The organism is Methylobacterium sp. 285MFTsu5.1 (assembly GCF_000383455.1).
In the GTDB taxonomy this organism is placed as follows: domain Bacteria; phylum Pseudomonadota; class Alphaproteobacteria; order Rhizobiales; family Beijerinckiaceae; genus Methylobacterium.
Genome location: NZ_KB911281.1, coordinates 98,930 through 116,333 on the forward strand (window position 1 = coordinate 98,930; position 17,404 = coordinate 116,333).

At 70.7% G+C, this 17,404-nt stretch carries 11 protein-coding genes; 6 read left to right on the plus strand and 5 right to left on the minus strand.

Going from position 1 to position 17,404, the window contains the following annotated elements; genetic code table 11:
- Positions 1-57: 57 nt before the first annotated feature.
- From H288_RS0118250 to H288_RS0118265, 4 genes are all read right to left on the minus strand, one after another.
- On the minus strand, positions 58-591 hold the full coding sequence (locus H288_RS0118250; protein ID WP_026605062.1) for a MucR family transcriptional regulator: 534 nt from the start codon (positions 589-591) through the stop codon (positions 58-60).
- Positions 592-981: 390 nt separating this feature from the next.
- Positions 982-2,202, minus strand: a complete 1,221-nt coding sequence (locus H288_RS0118255) for an ABC transporter permease (protein ID WP_020094021.1) — start codon at positions 2,200-2,202, stop codon at positions 982-984.
- A 97-nt stretch (positions 2,203-2,299) separates the two neighbouring features.
- The gene (locus tag H288_RS0118260) at positions 2,300-2,794 is read right to left on the minus strand and encodes a DUF4112 domain-containing protein (protein ID WP_020094022.1); all 495 of its coding nucleotides are present in this window, start codon (positions 2,792-2,794) and stop codon (positions 2,300-2,302) included.
- Between the two features lie 141 nt (positions 2,795-2,935).
- Positions 2,936-4,105: an aminotransferase gene (locus tag H288_RS0118265; RefSeq protein ID WP_234081612.1), complete on the minus strand. Its 1,170-nt coding sequence runs from the start codon at positions 4,103-4,105 to the stop codon at positions 2,936-2,938.
- 366 nt (positions 4,106-4,471) lie between these two features.
- Between H288_RS0118265 and H288_RS35675 the strand changes: the two genes are divergently transcribed.
- The 5 genes from H288_RS35675 (at position 4,472) to H288_RS0118290 (ending at position 14,713) form a co-directional block, all read left to right on the plus strand.
- Positions 4,472-4,648: a hypothetical protein gene (locus H288_RS35675; RefSeq protein WP_020094024.1), complete on the plus strand. Its 177-nt coding sequence runs from the start codon at positions 4,472-4,474 to the stop codon at positions 4,646-4,648.
- 298 nt (positions 4,649-4,946) lie between these two features.
- Positions 4,947-6,353 (plus strand): MdtA/MuxA family multidrug efflux RND transporter periplasmic adaptor subunit, encoded by a 1,407-nt coding sequence (locus H288_RS0118275; protein ID WP_020094025.1) that lies wholly within the window; start codon positions 4,947-4,949, stop codon positions 6,351-6,353.
- Positions 6,354-6,417: 64 nt separating this feature from the next.
- On the plus strand, positions 6,418-9,543 hold the full coding sequence (locus H288_RS0118280) for an MdtB/MuxB family multidrug efflux RND transporter permease subunit (protein WP_020094026.1): 3,126 nt from the start codon (positions 6,418-6,420) through the stop codon (positions 9,541-9,543).
- A complete protein-coding gene (locus tag H288_RS0118285) occupies positions 9,540-13,007 on the plus strand; it encodes an efflux RND transporter permease subunit (protein ID WP_020094027.1) in 3,468 nt (1,155 codons plus the stop codon). The genes H288_RS0118280 and H288_RS0118285 overlap by 4 nt, the downstream gene beginning before the upstream one ends.
- Positions 13,008-13,177: 170 nt before the next feature.
- Positions 13,178-14,713 carry an efflux transporter outer membrane subunit gene (locus H288_RS0118290; protein ID WP_181049183.1) on the plus strand — a complete coding sequence of 512 codons (1,536 nt, stop codon included), beginning with the start codon at positions 13,178-13,180 and terminating at the stop codon, positions 14,711-14,713.
- 32 nt (positions 14,714-14,745) lie between these two features.
- Here H288_RS0118290 and dmeF read toward each other — a convergent pair whose 3' ends face one another.
- Entirely contained in the window at positions 14,746-15,753 is a 1,008-nt protein-coding gene (dmeF, locus tag H288_RS0118295) for a CDF family Co(II)/Ni(II) efflux transporter DmeF (protein WP_020094029.1), read from the minus strand.
- Positions 15,754-15,869: 116 nt separating this feature from the next.
- Between dmeF and zwf the strand changes: the two genes are divergently transcribed.
- On the plus strand, positions 15,870-17,396 hold the full coding sequence (gene zwf, locus H288_RS0118300; protein WP_020094030.1) for a glucose-6-phosphate dehydrogenase: 1,527 nt from the start codon (positions 15,870-15,872) through the stop codon (positions 17,394-17,396).
- The last annotated feature ends 8 nt before the right edge of the window (positions 17,397-17,404 follow it).

The following is a 17,404-nucleotide window of genomic DNA, read 5'->3' on the forward strand; positions in this document are numbered from 1 at the left end:
CGGTGCGGGTGCGATCGTCTCCGATCGCCCGCCCCCGTCCGGGCCTCGCGGCCGCGCTCAGGCGGCCTCGACCTTGCGGCTCGCCCGGGTCTTGGTCGCGGCGGTCTTGCGGCGACCGGAGGCGGGGGCGGAGGCGGCAGCCTCCTCCTCGGCGGCGGCCTTGTCGGACGCCGGGGACCGGCCCGGCTGGCCGAGGCCGAGGCTCTTGGCGAGCGCCGAGCGCTGCGCCGAGTAGTTCGCCGAAGTGGTCGGGTAATCGGCCGGCAGGCCGTAGCGCTCGCGGTAGGTCTGCGGATCGAGACCGTGCTTGGTCAGGTGACGCTTCAGCGTCTTGTACGACTTCCCGTCGATGAAGCTGACCAGCCCGTCGGGGCGGATCGACTTGCGGATCTGGGCGGGCGTCGGCCGCTCGACGCTCTCGGTCGCCGGAGCGACGGGGCCGGCCCCGATCGTGTTCAGCGCCTCGTGGATGCTCGCGATCAGGGCCGGCAATTCGGCCGAGGGCAGCGAGTTGTTGGAAACGTAGGCCGCGACGACGTCCACGGTCCGCTCGATGAAATCCAATTGCGATGTCGGCGCAGCTTCTGACATTCTCTCGTTCCTCAGCACAAATGCCTGATGGGATCCCCACTTTCGCGAGTTAAGTCAGCGTCCGAAAAATGCAAGCCGCGCCATACAATTATCTGTGATGAGACCGAAGTCTAACTCTGCATCACGCGGCGAGGCTTACAGGGTATGGTTGCATTGGCGCCACTTAATGGACACTTCTGAGAGGCTTTATCGGTGTCCGCCCGGCGAATGCTAGTCGCTTCCTCGAAGCGGGTTTTCGCAGCCGGCAGAGACCTTTACCCCCGGGTCAGGGGCCGGCTCTAGACGGTCGTATACGATTGCCGCCCGGTCGTGCGGGCACAATGCGCAATCTTCGTACAGTTGTGCGAGCGCGGGGCGAGGCCCTGCGTCATTTTCGCAACCCGCGCGGCCTCAGGCGAAAGTCTTGCGCGGATCGAAGGCGTCCCGCACGGCCTCGCCGGCGAAGACGAGCAGGCTCAACATCACGGCGATGACCAGGAAACCGGTCAATCCGAGCCACGGCGCGGTCAGATTGTCCTTGCCCTGCGCGAGAAGCTCTCCGAGGGACGGCGAGCCCGGCGGCAGGCCGAAGCCGAGGAAGTCGAGCGAGGTCAGGGTGGTGATCGAGCCGTTCAGGATGAACGGCAGGAAGGTCAGCGTCGCCACCATGGCGTTCGGCAGCAGGTGGACCGTCATGATCCGGATATTCGACAGCCCCAGCGCCCGGGCCGCCCGGACATACTCGAAGTTCCGCGCCCGCAGGAACTCGGCGCGCACCACGCTCACCAGCGCGACCCAGGAGAACAGCAGCATGATCCCGAGCAAGACGAAGAAGCCCGGGGCGATGAAGGCCGAGATGATGATGATCAGGTAGAGGGTCGGGATGCCGCCCCAGACCTCGATGAAGCGCTGGAAGGCGAGATCGACCCAGCCGCCGAAATAGCCCTGCACGGCCCCCGCGATGACCCCGATCACCGACGAGACCGCGGCCAGGATCAGACCGAACAGGACCGAGATGCGGAAGCCGTAGATCACCCGCGCCAGCACGTCCCGCGTGGTGTTGTCGGTGCCGAGCCAGTGCTGGGGAATGTCCGCGCAGGTCGAGCCGCCGAGCTTCTCGGCGACGGGCTTGCACTGTGCGTCCGTGAGCATCCAGGTCGGCGGCGACGGCGACGGCGTCGGCAGGTCCTCGTTGATCGTGTCGTACGCGTACGGGATCGGCGGCCACAACGCCCAGCCGTTCGCCGCGATCTCCCGGCGGATCTCGGGGGAGCGGTAGTCGGTCGTGGCGAGGAAGCCGCCGAACTTCTCCTCCGGATAGTCGACCAAGACCGGGACCAGCCACTCGCCCTTGTAGGACATCACGATCGGGCGGTCGTTGGCGATGAACTCCGCGAACAGGCTGAGCACGAACAGGACCGTGAAGATCACGAACGATCCGTAGCCGAGCCGGTTGCGGCGGAAATTGTCGAGGCGGCGCCGGTTGAGCGGCGACAGCCGGGCGCGCCGGCCGACGGCCCCGGGCAGGACCGGCGGCGGCGCGCCCTCGTCCGGCCGCAGGACCAGCGGCTGGGCGCCGGGCATCGGCGCGGGCACGACCTCGCTGTCGCCGGGACGCGTGACCTCGTTCATCCGTGCTGCCTCCCGAGCCGCGTCGCGCGCGCGCCGGCCGCCCCGATATCCGGGCGGCCCCGCGACCGGTCGGCCGCGGGACGGAGGCCGGGAACGCTCAGCCGTCGAGCCGGGTCGCGGTGCCGTCGATCTCGGTGGGACGCAGGTTGCCGCTGCGCTCCAGCCAGCGGCGCAGCAGCCGGACGTTGCGGCGGTTGGCCTTGAAGGCGGCGTCGAACAGGTCGCCCGCCACCGGCACGGCGCCGATCAGCCCGTCGAAGGCCACGTTCAGGCCCATCCGGGCCACCAGCCAGCGCGGCGCCCCGAGGCGCTTCGCCTCGTAGACGATGAAGGACGAGATCACCATGCCGGCCAGGTCGCCGATCACCGGCACGAGGCCGATCAGCGCGTCGAACCCGACCCGCCGGTTGATGCCCGGGATGACGAAGGCGGTGTCCATCAGGTGGGCCAGCGTCTCCAGCCGGGCGAGGCTCGCCTCCCGTCCGAGATCCGCCGACAGGTAGGGGGGCCGGGTGCCGGCGCGGGTCTCGCCTCCGGGGAAGGTCTCGGCACGGGCGAAACGCCCGGCCTGGGCAGCCTGGGTGAAGTCCATGGTCGGGATCCGTCGGGAAGCCATCGTCCCCAACGATGTGGCCCCCCACCGGGATCCCCGCAAGGACGGCGCCCGCTCGGCGCGTGCGGTCCGCCGTGATGCCCGTCCTGCTGCCCGTCATACCGTCCCTCGAGCCGACCCTCATGCCCCGGCCCCCGGGAGCCCGCGCATGCGGTCGAGCGCCGCATCCAGGGTCGCGTCGTCCTTGGCGAAGCAGAGCCGGACGAGGCCGCGCACGGAGGCGTCCGGGTAGAAGGCGCTCACGGGGATCGCCGCGACGCCGTGACGGGTGACCAGGGCCTCGCAGAAGGCCACGTCGTCGGCGTGGCCGCGGGCGGTGATGTCGATGTTGAGGAACCACGTGGCCCGGGCCGGCAGTACGGTGAAGCCGAGGCCGCGCAGGCCGTCCGCGAGCCTGTCGCGGGACCGGGCGTAGCCGGCCCGCATCGCCTCGAACCACGGGGCCGGCTTGCCCAGCCCGTAGGCCACCGCCTCCTGGAGGTTCGGGGGCGTCGTGAAGGTCAGGAACTGGTGCGCCTTGGCGAGCCCGCGCATCAGCCGGGCATCGGCCATCACGAAGCCGACCTTCCAGCCGGTGAGGGAGAAGATCTTTCCGGCCGAGCCGATCTTGACGGTCCGCTCCCGCATCCCGGGCAGCGCCATCAGCGGCCGGTGGCGCGCGCCGTCGAACACCACGTGCTCCCAGACCTCGTCGCAGAGGGCGGTCACGTCGAAGCGCTGGCAGTAGCGGGCGAGCAGGTCGAGGTCCTCGGGCGCGAACAGGGTGGCGCTCGGGTTGAGGGGGTTGTTCAGCACCACGACCCGGGTCCGCGCCCCGAAAGCCTCCGCGAGCGCGGCCTCGTCGAGGCGGAAGTCCGGGGGCCGGAGCGCCACGACCCGCGGCACGCCGCCCGCCCGCCGGACCAGGGGCAGGTAGGCGTCGTACATGGGCGCGAACAGCACGACCTCGTCGCCGGGCTCGATCAGCGCCAGGAGCGCGCCGGCCAGGGCCTCGGTCGCCCCGGAGGTGACCATCACCTCGGTCTCCGGGTCGAGGACGAGGCCCTGGTGCTGCGCGTAATGGGCGGCGACCGCCTCGCGCAGGGCCGGCAGGCCCATCATCGGCGGGTACTGGTTCCAGCCGTCCAGGAGCGCCCGCGCGCCCCGCTCGCGGACATCCGCCGGCCCGGCGTCGTCCGGGAATCCCTGGCCGAGATTGATCGCACCGTGGACCCGCGCGAGACGCGACATGGTCTCGAACACGGTCGTGGGCAGCGCGTCGAAGACGGGGTTGATGACGGCGGACCTCATGCGGCGCGGCACGGGGTACGGCACGCGGCGCCGGGCATCGAGAGAGTCGGCATGGCGGGTCTCGGCATCGCCGGCCTGTAACATGGCCGTCGCGCGTTGCGGAATGTGCGCGGTCGCACAGACCCGGTCTCCGGCGCGCCGGGGCCGGCTGACGAATGTTGACATTCATCACCCGTCTCTTAGGTTCGGATCACGGCCGGAGCGGCGCACACGCCGACGGAGCTTCGCCCCCTCGCTCCGTCAGCGGGGCGCCGCTCCGGTCCCCAGAAGGGTCATCGACTTGCGGGTCGGTGGCCCTTTCGGCATGTCCGGACGCGGCCGCACCCGCTCACGCCCCGCTCGCTGGGTCGGCCACCGGATACGACGATGCGGCCCTCCTCACGCGCGTTCCTCGGCTGCCTGGTGCTGGCGCTGCTGATCGGCGGCCTCGGACTCGGCCTGCGCCGCGCCGTGGCCGTCACCCCGGTCGATCCCGCGTTCCGGGCGGTGCTGCGCGCTTATGCGGTACCGGACGCGTCCGGCGGGCCCCAGCAACACGAGTGAAACGTCGCCGCCCTAGTGACGGCGCATTGGCCGGGCACCGGTGGAGGGCGCCGCGAGGTGCGCGAGCGGCGCGGCCGCGGGTGTCCATGACGCCGCGGTAAGGAGCCGTTCGGGGCCCGGACAGCTTTATGGGCTTACGCTCCCGTACACGGGATCGGAGCCGTCGGGTCCCGCGGGACCGGGCGGCTTCAGGACGGGCTTCCGGGACGCGGCGTTCCGGGGGCGGCATGGGGGCTTGGACAGCGAGGGATAGGGTGCCGCCGGTCGCGCAGACGACCGTCCTGTGCTCTAGTCAGGCATGAACGAGAGTTCACCGATCCGGACCGACACGGCCCGCGCCTACCAGCCCGGCGAGGCGCCCGCGCGCGAGGTCCGGACGCGGCGCTTCCGCCCGATCCGCTGGCTCGTGTTCCTGGTGCTGCTCGCCGGCGCCGGGGCGATCGGCCACCGCTGGTACGAGGCCCGCACCGGCAAGGGTGCCGAGCCGGCGACGGCGCATCACACCGGCGGCCACGGCGGCCGGCGCGGCGGGGCCGACATGCCGCAGGCGGTGGGCATCGCCAGCGCCACGACCGGCGACATGCCGGTGGTGCTGCAGGGCCTCGGTACCGTGACGCCGCTCGCCACCGTGACGGTGAAGTCGCAGATCAGCGGCTACCTCACGCAGGTGCAGTTCCGGGAGGGCCAGAACGTGAAGGCGGGCGACGAGCTCGCCCGGATCGATTCCCGCCCCTACGAGGCGCTGCTCGCGCAGTACCAGGGCCAGCTCGCCCGCGACCAGGCGCTGCTCCAGAACTCGAAGCTCGACCTGCAGCGCTACCAGACGCTGAACCGGCAGGACTCGATCTCGAAGCAGAACGTCGACACGCAGGCCGCCCTGGTGAAGCAGAACGAGGGCACGGTCGCGGCCGACCAGGCGCTCGTCGACCAGCAGAAGCTCAACATCGCCTACACGCACATCGTCTCGCCGGTGGACGGCCGCGTCGGCCTGCGCCAAGTCGACCAGGGCAACTACATCTCGGCCGCCTCCACGGCGATCGTGGTGGTGACCCAGCTCCACCCGATCTCGGTGGTGTTCACCCTGCCGGAAGACGACGTGTCGCGGGTGATGCGGCAGGTGCGGGCGGGCGCGAAGCTCACCGTGCGGGCCTACGACCGCGGCGACGCCCACGAGATCGCCACCGGCCGCCTCGACACGGTCGACAACCAGATCGACACGACCACCGGCACGGTGAAGCTGCGCGCGCTGTTCGACAATTCCGACGAGGAGCTGTTCCCGAACCAGTTCGTCAACGCCAAGCTGACCGTCGACACGGTGCGGGGCGCGACGCTGGTGCCGAATTCCAGCCTGCTCCAGGGCACGCCCGGCACCTACGTCTACCTGATGGACGGGGACAGCAAGGTCACGGTCCGGCCGATCAAGACCGGCGAGACTGACGGGACCCACACGGTGGTGGTCTCCGGGCTGAACCCGGGTGACCGCGTCGTCACGGACGGCACCGACCGGCTGAAGGACGGCGCGCCGGTGCGCATCACCGAGGGCGCGCCGGCGGTCGCCGGCGACGGCAAGGCCGCGGCGGCGAAGCCGGACGGCAAGGCTGACGGCAAGGGGGAGGTGAAGCCCGCCGCGCCGGCCGACGCGGCGGCGGATTCCCAAGGGACAGCGGAGGGCGGTCGTCGGCACCGGCGCCGTCAGGCGCAGTGAGGACGGCTCTGGCGCGACGCTCCCTCTCCCCCCTCCGCGGGGGAAGGGATAACGGGAGCGCGTCATGAACCCGTCCCGCCTGTTCATCCTGCGACCGGTGGCCACGACGCTGCTGATGCTGGCGATCCTGATCGTCGGCGGCGTGTCGTACCTGAACCTGCCCGTCTCGGCGCTGCCGGCGGTCGATTACCCGACGATCCAGGTCCAGACCTTCTATCCCGGCGCCAGCCCCGAGGTGATGACCTCCTCGGTGACGGCGCCGCTGGAGCGGCAGTTCGGCCAGCTCGCCAACCTCAACCAGATGACCTCGCAATCCTCCGCGGGCGCCTCGGTCATCACCCTGCAGTTCAGCCTGGACCTGCCGCTGGACATCGCCGAGCAGCAGGTCCAGGCGGCGATCAACGCCGCCGGCAACCTCCTGCCCTCCGACCTGCCGGCGCCGCCGATCTACGCGAAGGTCAACCCGGCCGACGCGCCGGTCCTGACGCTGGCGCTCACCTCCAAGACCCTGCCGCTCACCCAGGTGCGCGACCTCGCCGAGTCGCGCCTCGCGCAGAAGATCAGCCAGGTGGCGGGCGTCGGCCTCGTGAGCATCTCGGGCGGCCAGCGCCCGGCCGTGCGGGTCCGGTTCAACGCGCGGGCGCTCGCCGCCTACGGGCTCAACATCGACGACCTGCGCACCACCATCACCAACCTCAACGTCAACACGCCGAAGGGCACGATCGACGGGCCGAAGCAGTCCTACGCGATCAACGCCAACGACCAGATCCGCGACCCGAAGGCCTACGACGCGGCGATCATCGCCTACCGCAACGGCGCCCCGGTGATGCTCTCGGAGGTGGCCGACGTGGTCGAGGGGCCGGAGAACACCAAGCTCGGCGCCTGGGCGGACGCGACGCCGGCGGTGATCCTGAACATCCAGCGCCAGCCCGGCGCCAACGTCATCGCGACCGTCGACAAGATCAAGTCGCTGCTGCCGCAGCTCCAGGCGAGCCTGCCGGCCGCCGTCGTGGTGGCGCCGCTCACCGACCGGACCACCACGATCCGCGCCTCCGTGGAGGACGTGCAGTTCGAGCTCGGCCTCGCCATCGCGCTCGTGGTGCTGGTGATCTTCCTGTTCCTGCGCAGCCTGTCGGCGACCCTGATCCCGAGCCTGTCGGTGCCGCTGTCGCTGGTCGGCGCCCTGTCGGTCATGGACCTGTACGGCTTCTCCCTCGACAACCTGTCGCTGATGGCGCTCACCATCGCCACCGGCTTCGTGGTCGACGACGCCATCGTGGTGATCGAGAACATCGCCCGGCACGTGGAGGCCCGGGACTCGCCCCTGGAGGCGGCGCTCAAGGGCTCCCGCGAGATCGGATTCACCATCATCTCGCTGACCGTCTCGCTGATCGCCGTGCTGATCCCGCTCCTGTTCATGGGCGACGTGGTCGGGCGGCTGTTCCACGAATTCGCCATCACGCTGGCGGCCACGATCATCATCTCGGCGGTGGTCTCGCTGACGCTGGTGCCGATGCTGTGCGCGCGGCTCCTGAAGCACGTCCCGGAAGCCGGCCACCGCCGCCGGGAGGGCGTCCTCTCCCGCCTGGGCCGGCGCGCCATCGACGGCACGATCGAGTCCTACGGCCGCTCCCTGCGGGTCGTCCTCAACCACCAGGGCCTGACCCTGCTGGTGGCGCTCGGCACGCTCGGGCTCACGATCTACCTGTTCGCGGTGATCCCGAAGGGCTTCTTCCCCGTGCAGGACACGGGCGTGATCCAGGGCATCACCCAGGCCGACCAGTCGGTCTCCTACGCCGCCATGGCCGAGCGCCAGCAGCGGATGGCCGAGATCGTCCTCAAGGACCCGGACGTGGCCAGCCTGTCGTCGTTCATCGGGGTCGACGGCCAGAACGTCACGCTCAATTCCGGCCGGATGCTGATCAACCTGAAGCCCCGGGACGCGCGCACCGCGACGGCCAGCGCGATCATCCGGCGGATCTCGGCGGCGGCGGCCAACCAGCCCGGCATGCGGCTCTACATGCAGCCGGTCCAGGACCTGACGATCGACACCGCGGTCTCGGCGACCCAGTACCAGGTGATCCTGGAGAGCCCGAACATCGACGATTTCGAGACCTGGGTGCCGCGCTTCACCGAGGCGCTGGCGAAGTCGCCCGTGGTCACCGACGTGGCGAGCGACCACCAGGGCCAGGGGCTCGCCGCCTACGTGACCATCGACCGGCCGACCGCCGGCCGCTACGGCATCACCCCGGCGACGATCGACAACGCCCTCTACGACGCCTTCGGCCAGCGGATCATCTCGACGATCTTCACCCAGTCCAACCAGTACCGGGTGATCCTGGAGGCCGACCCGAAGCTGCACACGACGCTCCGCAGCCTCGACGCGATCTACCTGCCCTCCTCCACGGCGACCAACGGGCAGGTGCCGCTCTCGGCGGTCGCGCGGATCAGCGAGCGGCGGGCGCCGCTGCTGATCTCCCATCTCGGCCAGTTCCCGGCCACCACCGTGTCGTTCAACCTCGCCCCCGGCGCGGCGCTGGGGCAGGCGGTCGAGGCGATCGACAAGGTCAAGGCCGAGATCGGCCTGCCGCCCTCGTTCCGGGTGGTGCCGCAGGGCTCGGTCTTCGCCTTCCAGTCGGCGCTCGGCAACGAGCTGTTCCTGGTCCTGGCGGCGATCGTGACCGTCTACATCGTGCTGGGCGTGCTCTACGAGAGCTTCATCCACCCGATCACGATCCTCTCGACCCTGCCGTCGGCGGGGATCGGGGCGCTGCTCGGCCTGATGCTGTTCGGCCTGTCGCTCGACATCATCGCGGTGATCGGCATCGTGCTGCTGATCGGCATCGTGAAGAAGAACGCCATCATGATGATCGACTTCGCGCTCCAGGCGGAGCGCGAGGACGGGCTCGAGCCCCGCGAGGCGATCTTCCAGGCCTGCCTGCTGCGCTTCCGGCCGATCCTGATGACGACGCTGGCGGCGCTCTTCGCGGCGGTGCCGCTGATCCTCGGCACCGGCGTCGGCTCCGAGCTGCGCCAGCCGCTCGGCATCTGCATCGCGGGCGGCCTGATCGTCAGCCAGGTGCTGACGCTGTTCACCACGCCGGTGATCTACCTGGCCTTCGACCGGCTGGAGCGGCGGATCTCGGGGCGGCGGGGGCCGGATCTCGCGCCCGGCGAGGCGCTGCCGTGAACATCTCCGAGCCGTTCATCCGGCGGCCGGTGGCGACCACGCTGCTCACGATCGGCGTGCTGCTCGCCGGGCTGTTCGCCTTCCTGAAGCTGCCGGTGGCGCCGCTGCCGCAGATCGACTTCCCGGTGATCCTCGTCCAGGCCCAGATGGCCGGCGCCTCGCCCGACACCATGGCCACCACCGTGGCGGCGCCCCTGGAGCGGCGGCTCGGCGCCATCGCGGACGTCAACGAGATGACGTCCACGAACTCCCTCGGCTCGACCCGGATCGTGCTGCTGTTCGGCCTCAACCGCGACATCGACGGCGCGGCCCGCGACGTCCAGGCCGCCATCAACGCGGCGCGCGCCGACCTGCCCGCGTCGCTCCGGCAGAACCCGACCTACCGGAAGTTCAACCCCGCCGACACGCCGATCATCATCCTCGGCATGACCTCGGAGACGCTGACCCGCGGCCAGGTCTACGATTCCGCCGCCACCGTGGTGCAGCAGAAGCTGTCGCAGCTGCCGGGCGTCGGCAACGTCGATATCGGCGGCTCGTCCCTGCCGGCCGTGCGGGTCGAGCTCGATCCCACGGCCCTGTTCAACTACGGCATCGGCCTCGAGGGCATCCGGGCCGCGCTCGCCTCCGCGAACGCGAACTCGCCCAAGGGCGAGATCGACGCGGGCGACCGCCGCTACCAGCTCTACGCCAACGATCAGGGCCGCAAGGCCGCCGATTACCGCGACATCATCGTGGCCTACCGCAACGGCGCCGCGGTGAAGCTCACCGATGTCGGGCAGGTGCTCGACGGGGTCGAGGACAAGCGCAACCTCGGCATCGTCAACGGCAAGCCGGGCGTGCTGCTGTTCGTCTACAAGCAGCCCGGCGCCAACGTGGTCGAGACCATCAACGCCGTGAAGGAGGCGCTGCCGCAGATCACCGCCTCCCTGCCCGGCGGCATCGACATCAAGCTCACCGGCGATCGCAGCGCCACGATCCGCGCCTCCCTCGCGGCCACCGAGGAGACGCTGCTGGTGGCGGTCGGCCTCGTCATCCTGGTGGTGTACGGCTTCCTGCGCTCCTGGCGGGCCACGCTGATCCCGGCGGTCGCCGTGCCGATCTCGATCGTCGGCACCTTCTCGGCGATGTATCTGCTCGGCTACTCGCTCAACATCCTGTCGCTGACCGCGCTGATCATCGGCACCGGCTTCGTGGTCGACGACGCCATCGTGGTGCTGGAGAACGTCCAGCGGCACATCGAGGAGGGCAAGCCCCGGCTCCAGGCGGCGCTGATCGGCGCGCGGGAGGTCGGGTTCACGGTGATCTCGATGAGCCTGTCACTCATCGCGGTGTTCCTGCCGATCCTGCTGATGGGCGGCCTCGTCGGCCGCATCTTCCAGGAATTCTCCGTCACCCTGTCGCTGTCGATCCTGATTTCCTTGGTGCTCTCGCTCACGACCACGCCGATGATGTGTGCCCGGCTGCTCCGGGCCGAGGGGCATGGCCCCAATGGCGAACCGCCGGCCGGCCGCCGGCCGAACCTGCTGATCCGGATTTTGGAGGGCGGCTTCGCCCGGCTGCTCGGGGCCTACGCGCGGACGCTGGAGGTGGCGCTCGCCCATCCGCGCCTCGTCCTGTTGAGCCTGCTCGCCACGGTCGGGCTCAACGTCTACCTCTACATCATCGTCCCGAAGGGCTTCTTCCCCGAGCAGGATACCGGGCAGATGATGGGCGGCATCCAGGCCGACCAGCGCATCTCGTTCCAGTCGATGGAGAAGAAGCTCACGCAGGCGACCGCGATCGTCGGGGCGGATCCGGCGGTCGAGAGCGTCGTCGGCTTCACGGGCGGCCGCGGCACCAACTCGGCCAACGTCTTCGTCGGCCTGAAGCCGCTCAACGAGCGGGCGCCGATCTCGGCCGTGATGGCGCGGCTGCGGCCGAAGCTCGCGCAGGTCGCGGGCGCGCGCCTCTACGTCTTCCCCCGCCAGGACCTGCAGATGGGCGGCCGCCAGAGCTTCGCCCAGTACCAGTACACCCTCCAGGGCGACACGGCCGAGGAGCTGTTCGCCGCCGCCCCGAAGCTGGTGGCGGCCCTGCAGAAGGACCCGACCTTCGCGGACGTGACCTCGGACCAGCAGGAGGGCGGGTTGGAGAGCCGGGTCGTGATCGACCGGGCGACCGCGTTCCGCTACGGCATCACGCCGAACAAGATCGACAACACCCTCTACGACGCCTTCGGCCAGCGCCAGGTCTCGACGATCTACAACCCGCTGAACCAGTACCACGTCGTGATGGAGATCGCGCCGCGCTACCTGGAAACGCCGGAGACGCTCAAGCAGATCTACGTCTCGACCTCGGGCGGCAACGCGCCGGGCTCGGCCACCACCAACGCGGTCGCCGGCACGGTGGCGGCGGGCGGGACCGTCAACACCAACGCGGCGACCGGCACCAGCAGCCCGGGCAGCGGGTCGTCGGCGAGCGCCGCGACCGGCGTCGCCACGGGCTCCGGCGCCGTCGGCGGCTCGGGCACCGCGGGCGCCGTCGCGGCGGCGGCCGCCGCCGCCTCCGCCAGCACGGCCGACACCGCCTCGAACGCCGCCGCCATCGCGTCCGACTCGGCCCGCAACGCCTCCGCCAACGCCATCGCGGCGAGCAAGGGCGGCGCCTCGTCGAGCGCGCCGGTCTCGGCCGCCAAGGAGACGATGGTGCCGCTCTCGGCCTTCGCGCGGATCGAGCCCGGCAGCGCCCCCGTGCAGGTGAGCCACCAGGGCCTGTTCGTGGCGACCACGATCTCGTTCAACCTCGCCCCGGGCAAGAGCCTGTCGGACGCCACCGACGCCATCGACCGGGCCATGGCCTCCCTGCAGCTGCCCGCCACGATCCACGGCGAGTATGCCGGCGCGGCCAAGAACTACGTCGCCTCCGCGTCGCGCCAGCCGCTGCTGATCCTGGCGGCGATCCTGGCGGTCTACGCGGTGCTGGGGATCCTCTACGAGAGCTTCGTGCACCCGCTGACGATCCTCTCGACCCTGCCCTCGGCCGGCGTCGGCGCGGTGCTGGCCCTGCTGGTGACGGGCACCGACTTCACCATCATCGCGCTGATCGCGGTGTTCCTGCTCATCGGCATCGTGAAGAAGAACGCGATCATGATGATCGACGTGGCGATCGACGCGGAGCGGACCCGGGCCGCGAATCCCGTGGACGCGATCCGCGAGGCCTGTCTCCTGCGCTTCCGGCCGATCATGATGACGACGCTGGCCGCCATGCTCGGCGCCGTGCCGCTGATCCTGGCCAACGGCGAGGGCGCGGAGCTGCGCCGCCCGCTGGGCATCGCCATCGTCGGCGGGCTGATTGTGAGCCAGATCCTGACCCTCTACACCACCCCTGTCGTCTACCTCACCCTCGATCGCCTCCGGCACAGGGTGCTCAACCGGCGCAGGCGCGGCGGGCGGAGCGGAGAAGCGGCGCTGCCGGCCGGAGAGTGATGGTTAAGGTTTCACGTGAAACAGCGGCGGCCGCGATCGCGCGCGGGGGTTCCTCCAACCCACCTCCTCATCCTGAGGTGCTGCGCAGCAGCCTCGAAGGAGGGCTCCAGCCAGGCGCGCGATTCCTGGAGGGCTCCTTCGAGGCCTCCGCTACGCTCCGGCACCTCAGGATGAGGTTCAGGGTGGGAGGTGCGCTTTTTACCCATCAACGGCTCCGCACCCTCGCATCCCTGCTCCTCGCCGCCCCGCTCCTCGCCGGCTGCGTGGTCGGCCCGGACTACACCCGACCCTCCGTGGAGACGCCGCTGGCCTACAAGCAGGGCGGTGTCCGGGAGGACAGCCCGGCCTACGTCGCGGCGCGGAAGAAGGGCTGGCGCGAGGCCCGGCCGAGCGACGCGGTCGAGCGCGGCGACTGGTGGCGGGTGTTCAAGGACCCGACCCTCGACCGGCTGATCCGCCTCGTCGACGTCGACAACCAGTCCCTCCGGCAGGCGGTGGCGAATTACCGGCAGGCGCGGGCGCTCGTCGCCTCCGCGCAGGCGGCCCTGTACCCGACGGTGATCGGCGCGCCGAGCATCACCCGGACCGGCAGCGGCACAGCCACGCGAACCAACGTGGCGCTGCTGGGCCAGGCGAGCTGGGAGCTCGACCTGTTCGGCGGCACGCGCCGCACCATCGAGAGCGAGGCGGCCCTGGCGCAGTCCGACGCCGCCACGATCGCGCTGACCCGCCTGAGCATCCAGGCGGAGATCGCGGCCGACTACCTGACGGTGCGCTACGCCGATTCCCTCCAGAAGGTGCTCGACGAGAACGTCGAGAACTTCAAGAGGACCCTGGCGATCACCGAGAACCAGTACGCCGCCGGGGTCGCGGCGCGCTCCGACGTGATCACCGCGCAGACCCAGGTCCAGACCATCCAGGCCCAGGCCATCGCGGTGCGCCTGACCCGGGTGCAGTTCGTCAACGCCATCGCCACCCTGATCGGGCGGCCGCCCTCCGAGGTGTCGATCCCGGTATCCGGCATCGGGCGCAGCCCGCCGGGCGTGCCGGTGGGCATCCCCGGCGACCTGCTGGAGCGGCGGCCCGACGTGGCCCAGGCCGAGCGCCTCGTCCAATCGCAGAGCGAGCGCATCGGCGTGGCGGTGGCGGCCTTCTTCCCGACCGTGACGATCTCGGCCCAGGGCGGCATCTCGGGGGCGACCCGCAACGGCCTGCTCTCAGCGGCCAACCAGGTCTGGTCGGTGGCGGCCTCCGGCAGCGAGGTGCTGTTCGACGGCGGCGCCCGCACCGCGGCGCTGCGCTCGGCCGAGGCCGGCTACGACGCGGCGGTGGCCAATTACCGGCAGGTGGTGCTGGCCGCCTTCGCGGAGGTCGAGAACCAGATGGCGGCTTTGCGCATCCTCGGCCAGCAGCAGGGGGCGCAGGACACCGCCGTGGACCTGTCGCGCAGGGCCGTGGAGATCACCCTCAACGAGTACCGGGCCGGCACCCAGAACTTCACCACGGTGGTGACCGCGCAGAACCTGCTCGTGAACAACGAGGTCAACGCCCTTCAGGTGCGACTGAACCGCTTCACTGCGGCGGTCACGCTGATCCGGGCGCTCGGCGGCGGCTGGGACGTGCGCGCCCTGCCGAGCGATTCCGAGCTGAAGGGCCCGAGCCTGCCGATCGACCGGGGCGGCCAGGCGGTCCGCCCCGACGAGTAGCGGCCGCCGGGCCGAGCGCCCGCGCGGGACCGTCAGGCCGCCGCCGCGTGCCCCCCGCAGAGCTGGACCTCGACGGTGACGTGGCTCAGGCCCTTCACCCCGGCGAGGCGCGCCTTGTAGTGGGCGGGCGGTTGCGGATCGTCGCTGACGAGGGCGATCACGGCGGCCCGGTGGCCCGGCCCGATCTGCCAGAGATGCAGGTCGCTGACCCGGTCGCCGCCGATCTCCAGGCGCTCCCGGATCTCCCGGGTGGCCGCCGGCGAGGACCGTGCGTCGAGGAGCACGAGGGCGGCCGTCCGCAGCAGGCTCCACGACCACGCCAGGATCACGGCGGTGCCGACGAGGCCCATGGCCGGGTCGAGCCAGGCGAGGCCGAGATAGCGCCCGCCGAGCAGCGCCACGATGGCCAGGACCGACGTCAGCGTGTCGGCCAGGACGTGGACGTAGGCGGCCCGGAAGTTCGTGTCGTGGCCGCCGTGGCCGCCATGCGCGTGGCCCGCGTGCGCGTGACCTCCGTGCGCGTGACCTCCGTGCGCGTGGCCTCCGTGATGGTGAGCGTGGTCGTCGTGGCCGTGGTCGTCGTGGTCGTCGTGCAGCAGCCAGACGCTCGCGAGGTTCACGGCGAGCCCCAGCACGGCGATCGGGATCGCCTGACCGAAGCCGATCGCCACCGGGTGCAGCAGCCGGTCGAGGCTCTCGGCGCCGATCAGCAGGGCGATCAGGCCGAGCAGCAGCGCGCTGGCGAAGGCCGCGAGGTCGCCGAACTTGCCGGTGCCGAAGCTGAAGCGGGGGTCGTCCGCGTGGCGCCGGGCGAAGTGGTAGGCGAGCGCCGCGACGCCCAGGGCCGCCGCGTGGGTCGACATGTGCCAGCCGTCGGCGACCAGCGCCATCGAGCCGAGCCACGTGCCGCCGGCGACCTCCGCCACCATCGTGACGGCCGTGAGCGCGACCACCGCCCAGGTCCGGCGGGCGTGCCGATCGTGCCGGTCGCCCAGGAAGACGTGGCTGTGGGCCCAGGGCTCGAGGGAATGGGTATGCATGCGGGGTTCCTTGATCCTAACCTCGGCGCAGCATAGCCCAGCGGGTACCGGAACGGGCCTCGCCGCGGCGGGTTGTCAGGCCGGTTTGGTGCAGTGCAGCCACACGGGAGTCAGGGATGGCCGAGCCGACGACAGCCCTCAAGGACACGGCAGCCTGCGGCACGCAGCCGGCGCCGCCCTGCACGCTGGTGATCTTCGGGGCTGGCGGCGACCTCACCAAGCGCCTGCTGATGCCCTCGCTCTACAACCTCGCCGGCGCCGGCCTGCTGTCCGAGGGCTTCTCGATCCTCGGCATCGATCACAATGACGGGACGGACGAATCGCTCCGCGAGAATCTCACCCAGACCCTGGAGGCGTTCAGCAAGGACCCGACCTCGGAGTTCCACGCCGACCACATCGACCCGAAGAGCTGGGGCTTCATCCGGGATCGGCTCCACTACCTCAAGGGCGATTTCGAGAAGCCCGAGACCTACGCGGCCGTGAAGCAGCGGGTCACCGGCAGCGCGGTGTTCTACTGCGCGGTGGCGGCGCGCTTCTTCGGGACGATCGTGGACGGGCTCGGCCAGGCCGGCCTGCTCAAGCAGGAGGGCGACACCTTCCGCCGCGTGGTCATCGAGAAGCCGTTCGGCTCCGATCTCGCCTCGGCCCGGGAGCTGAACGCCCGCATCCTGCGCCAGGGCGACGAGAGCCAGTTCTACCGGATCGACCACTTCCTGGGTAAGGAGACCGTTCAGTCGATCATGGCGTTCCGCTTCGCCAACGGCCTGCTGGAGCCGGTCTGGCGGCGGGAATACATCGACAGCATCCAGATCACGGCGGCCGAGACCGTGGGCGTCGAGGAGCGGGGCGGCTTCTACGAGCCGACCGGGGCGCTGCGCGACATGGTGCCGAACCACATGTTCCAGCTGCTCTGCATGGTCGCCATGGAGCCGCCGAACTCCTTCGACGCGGAGGCCGTGCGCACCGAGAAGGCCAAGCTCGCCGAGGCCGTGAAGCCGATCCCGCCCGAGGACGCGGTGCGCGGCCAGTACACGGCCGGCACCTCGGAGGGGCGCGACGTGCCCGCCTACCGGGACGAGCCGCACGTGGCGAAGGACTCGGTCACCGAGACCTACATCGCGTTGAAGCTCAGCATCGAGAACTGGCGCTGGGCCGGGGTGCCGTTCTACGTCCGCACCGGCAAGCGCATGACCGGGCGGCGCACCGAGATCGCCGTGCTGTTCAAGCCGGCGCCGTTCAAGATGTTCGAGGACACCCCCACGGCCGACCTCGCGCCCACCGTGATGCGGATCCAGATCGATCCCGATCACGGGGTCAGCACCGAGTTCAACGTCAAGGTGCCGGGGCCGCAGATGAAGATCGGCCGGGTGCGCTCCGGCTTCCGCTACAAGGACTTCTTCGCCGACCGGCCGAATGTCGGCTACGAGACGCTGCTCTACGATTGCATGACCGGCGACGCGACGCTGTTCCAGCGCGCCGACAACATCGAGGCCGGCTGGGCCGCGGTCGATCCCCTGCTCAAGGGCTGGCCGCAGGCGGAGGTGAACTTCTACCCCGCGGGCAGCGCCGGCCCGACGGAGGCCGACGCGCTGCTCGCCCGCGACGGCCGCCACTGGCTGGGTCTGGACGGCGAGACCGACTGAGCGGCCCG

Coding starts and splice junctions, on each gene's coding strand:
- H288_RS0118250 (WP_026605062.1), bottom strand. CDS start 591: ATGTCAGAAGCTGCGCCGACATCGCAATTGGATTTCATCGAGCGGACC.
- H288_RS0118255 (WP_020094021.1), bottom strand. CDS start 2,202: ATGAACGAGGTCACGCGTCCCGGCGACAGCGAGGTCGTGCCCGCGCCG.
- H288_RS0118260 (WP_020094022.1), bottom strand. CDS start 2,794: ATGGACTTCACCCAGGCTGCCCAGGCCGGGCGTTTCGCCCGTGCCGAG.
- H288_RS0118265 (WP_234081612.1), bottom strand. CDS start 4,105: ATGAGGTCCGCCGTCATCAACCCCGTCTTCGACGCGCTGCCCACGACC.
- H288_RS35675 (WP_020094024.1), top strand. CDS start 4,472: ATGCGGCCCTCCTCACGCGCGTTCCTCGGCTGCCTGGTGCTGGCGCTG.
- H288_RS0118275 (WP_020094025.1), top strand. CDS start 4,947: ATGAACGAGAGTTCACCGATCCGGACCGACACGGCCCGCGCCTACCAG.
- H288_RS0118280 (WP_020094026.1), top strand. CDS start 6,418: ATGAACCCGTCCCGCCTGTTCATCCTGCGACCGGTGGCCACGACGCTG.
- H288_RS0118290 (WP_181049183.1), top strand. CDS start 13,178: ATGAGGTTCAGGGTGGGAGGTGCGCTTTTTACCCATCAACGGCTCCGC.
- dmeF (WP_020094029.1), bottom strand. CDS start 15,753: ATGCATACCCATTCCCTCGAGCCCTGGGCCCACAGCCACGTCTTCCTG.
- zwf (WP_020094030.1), top strand. CDS start 15,870: ATGGCCGAGCCGACGACAGCCCTCAAGGACACGGCAGCCTGCGGCACG.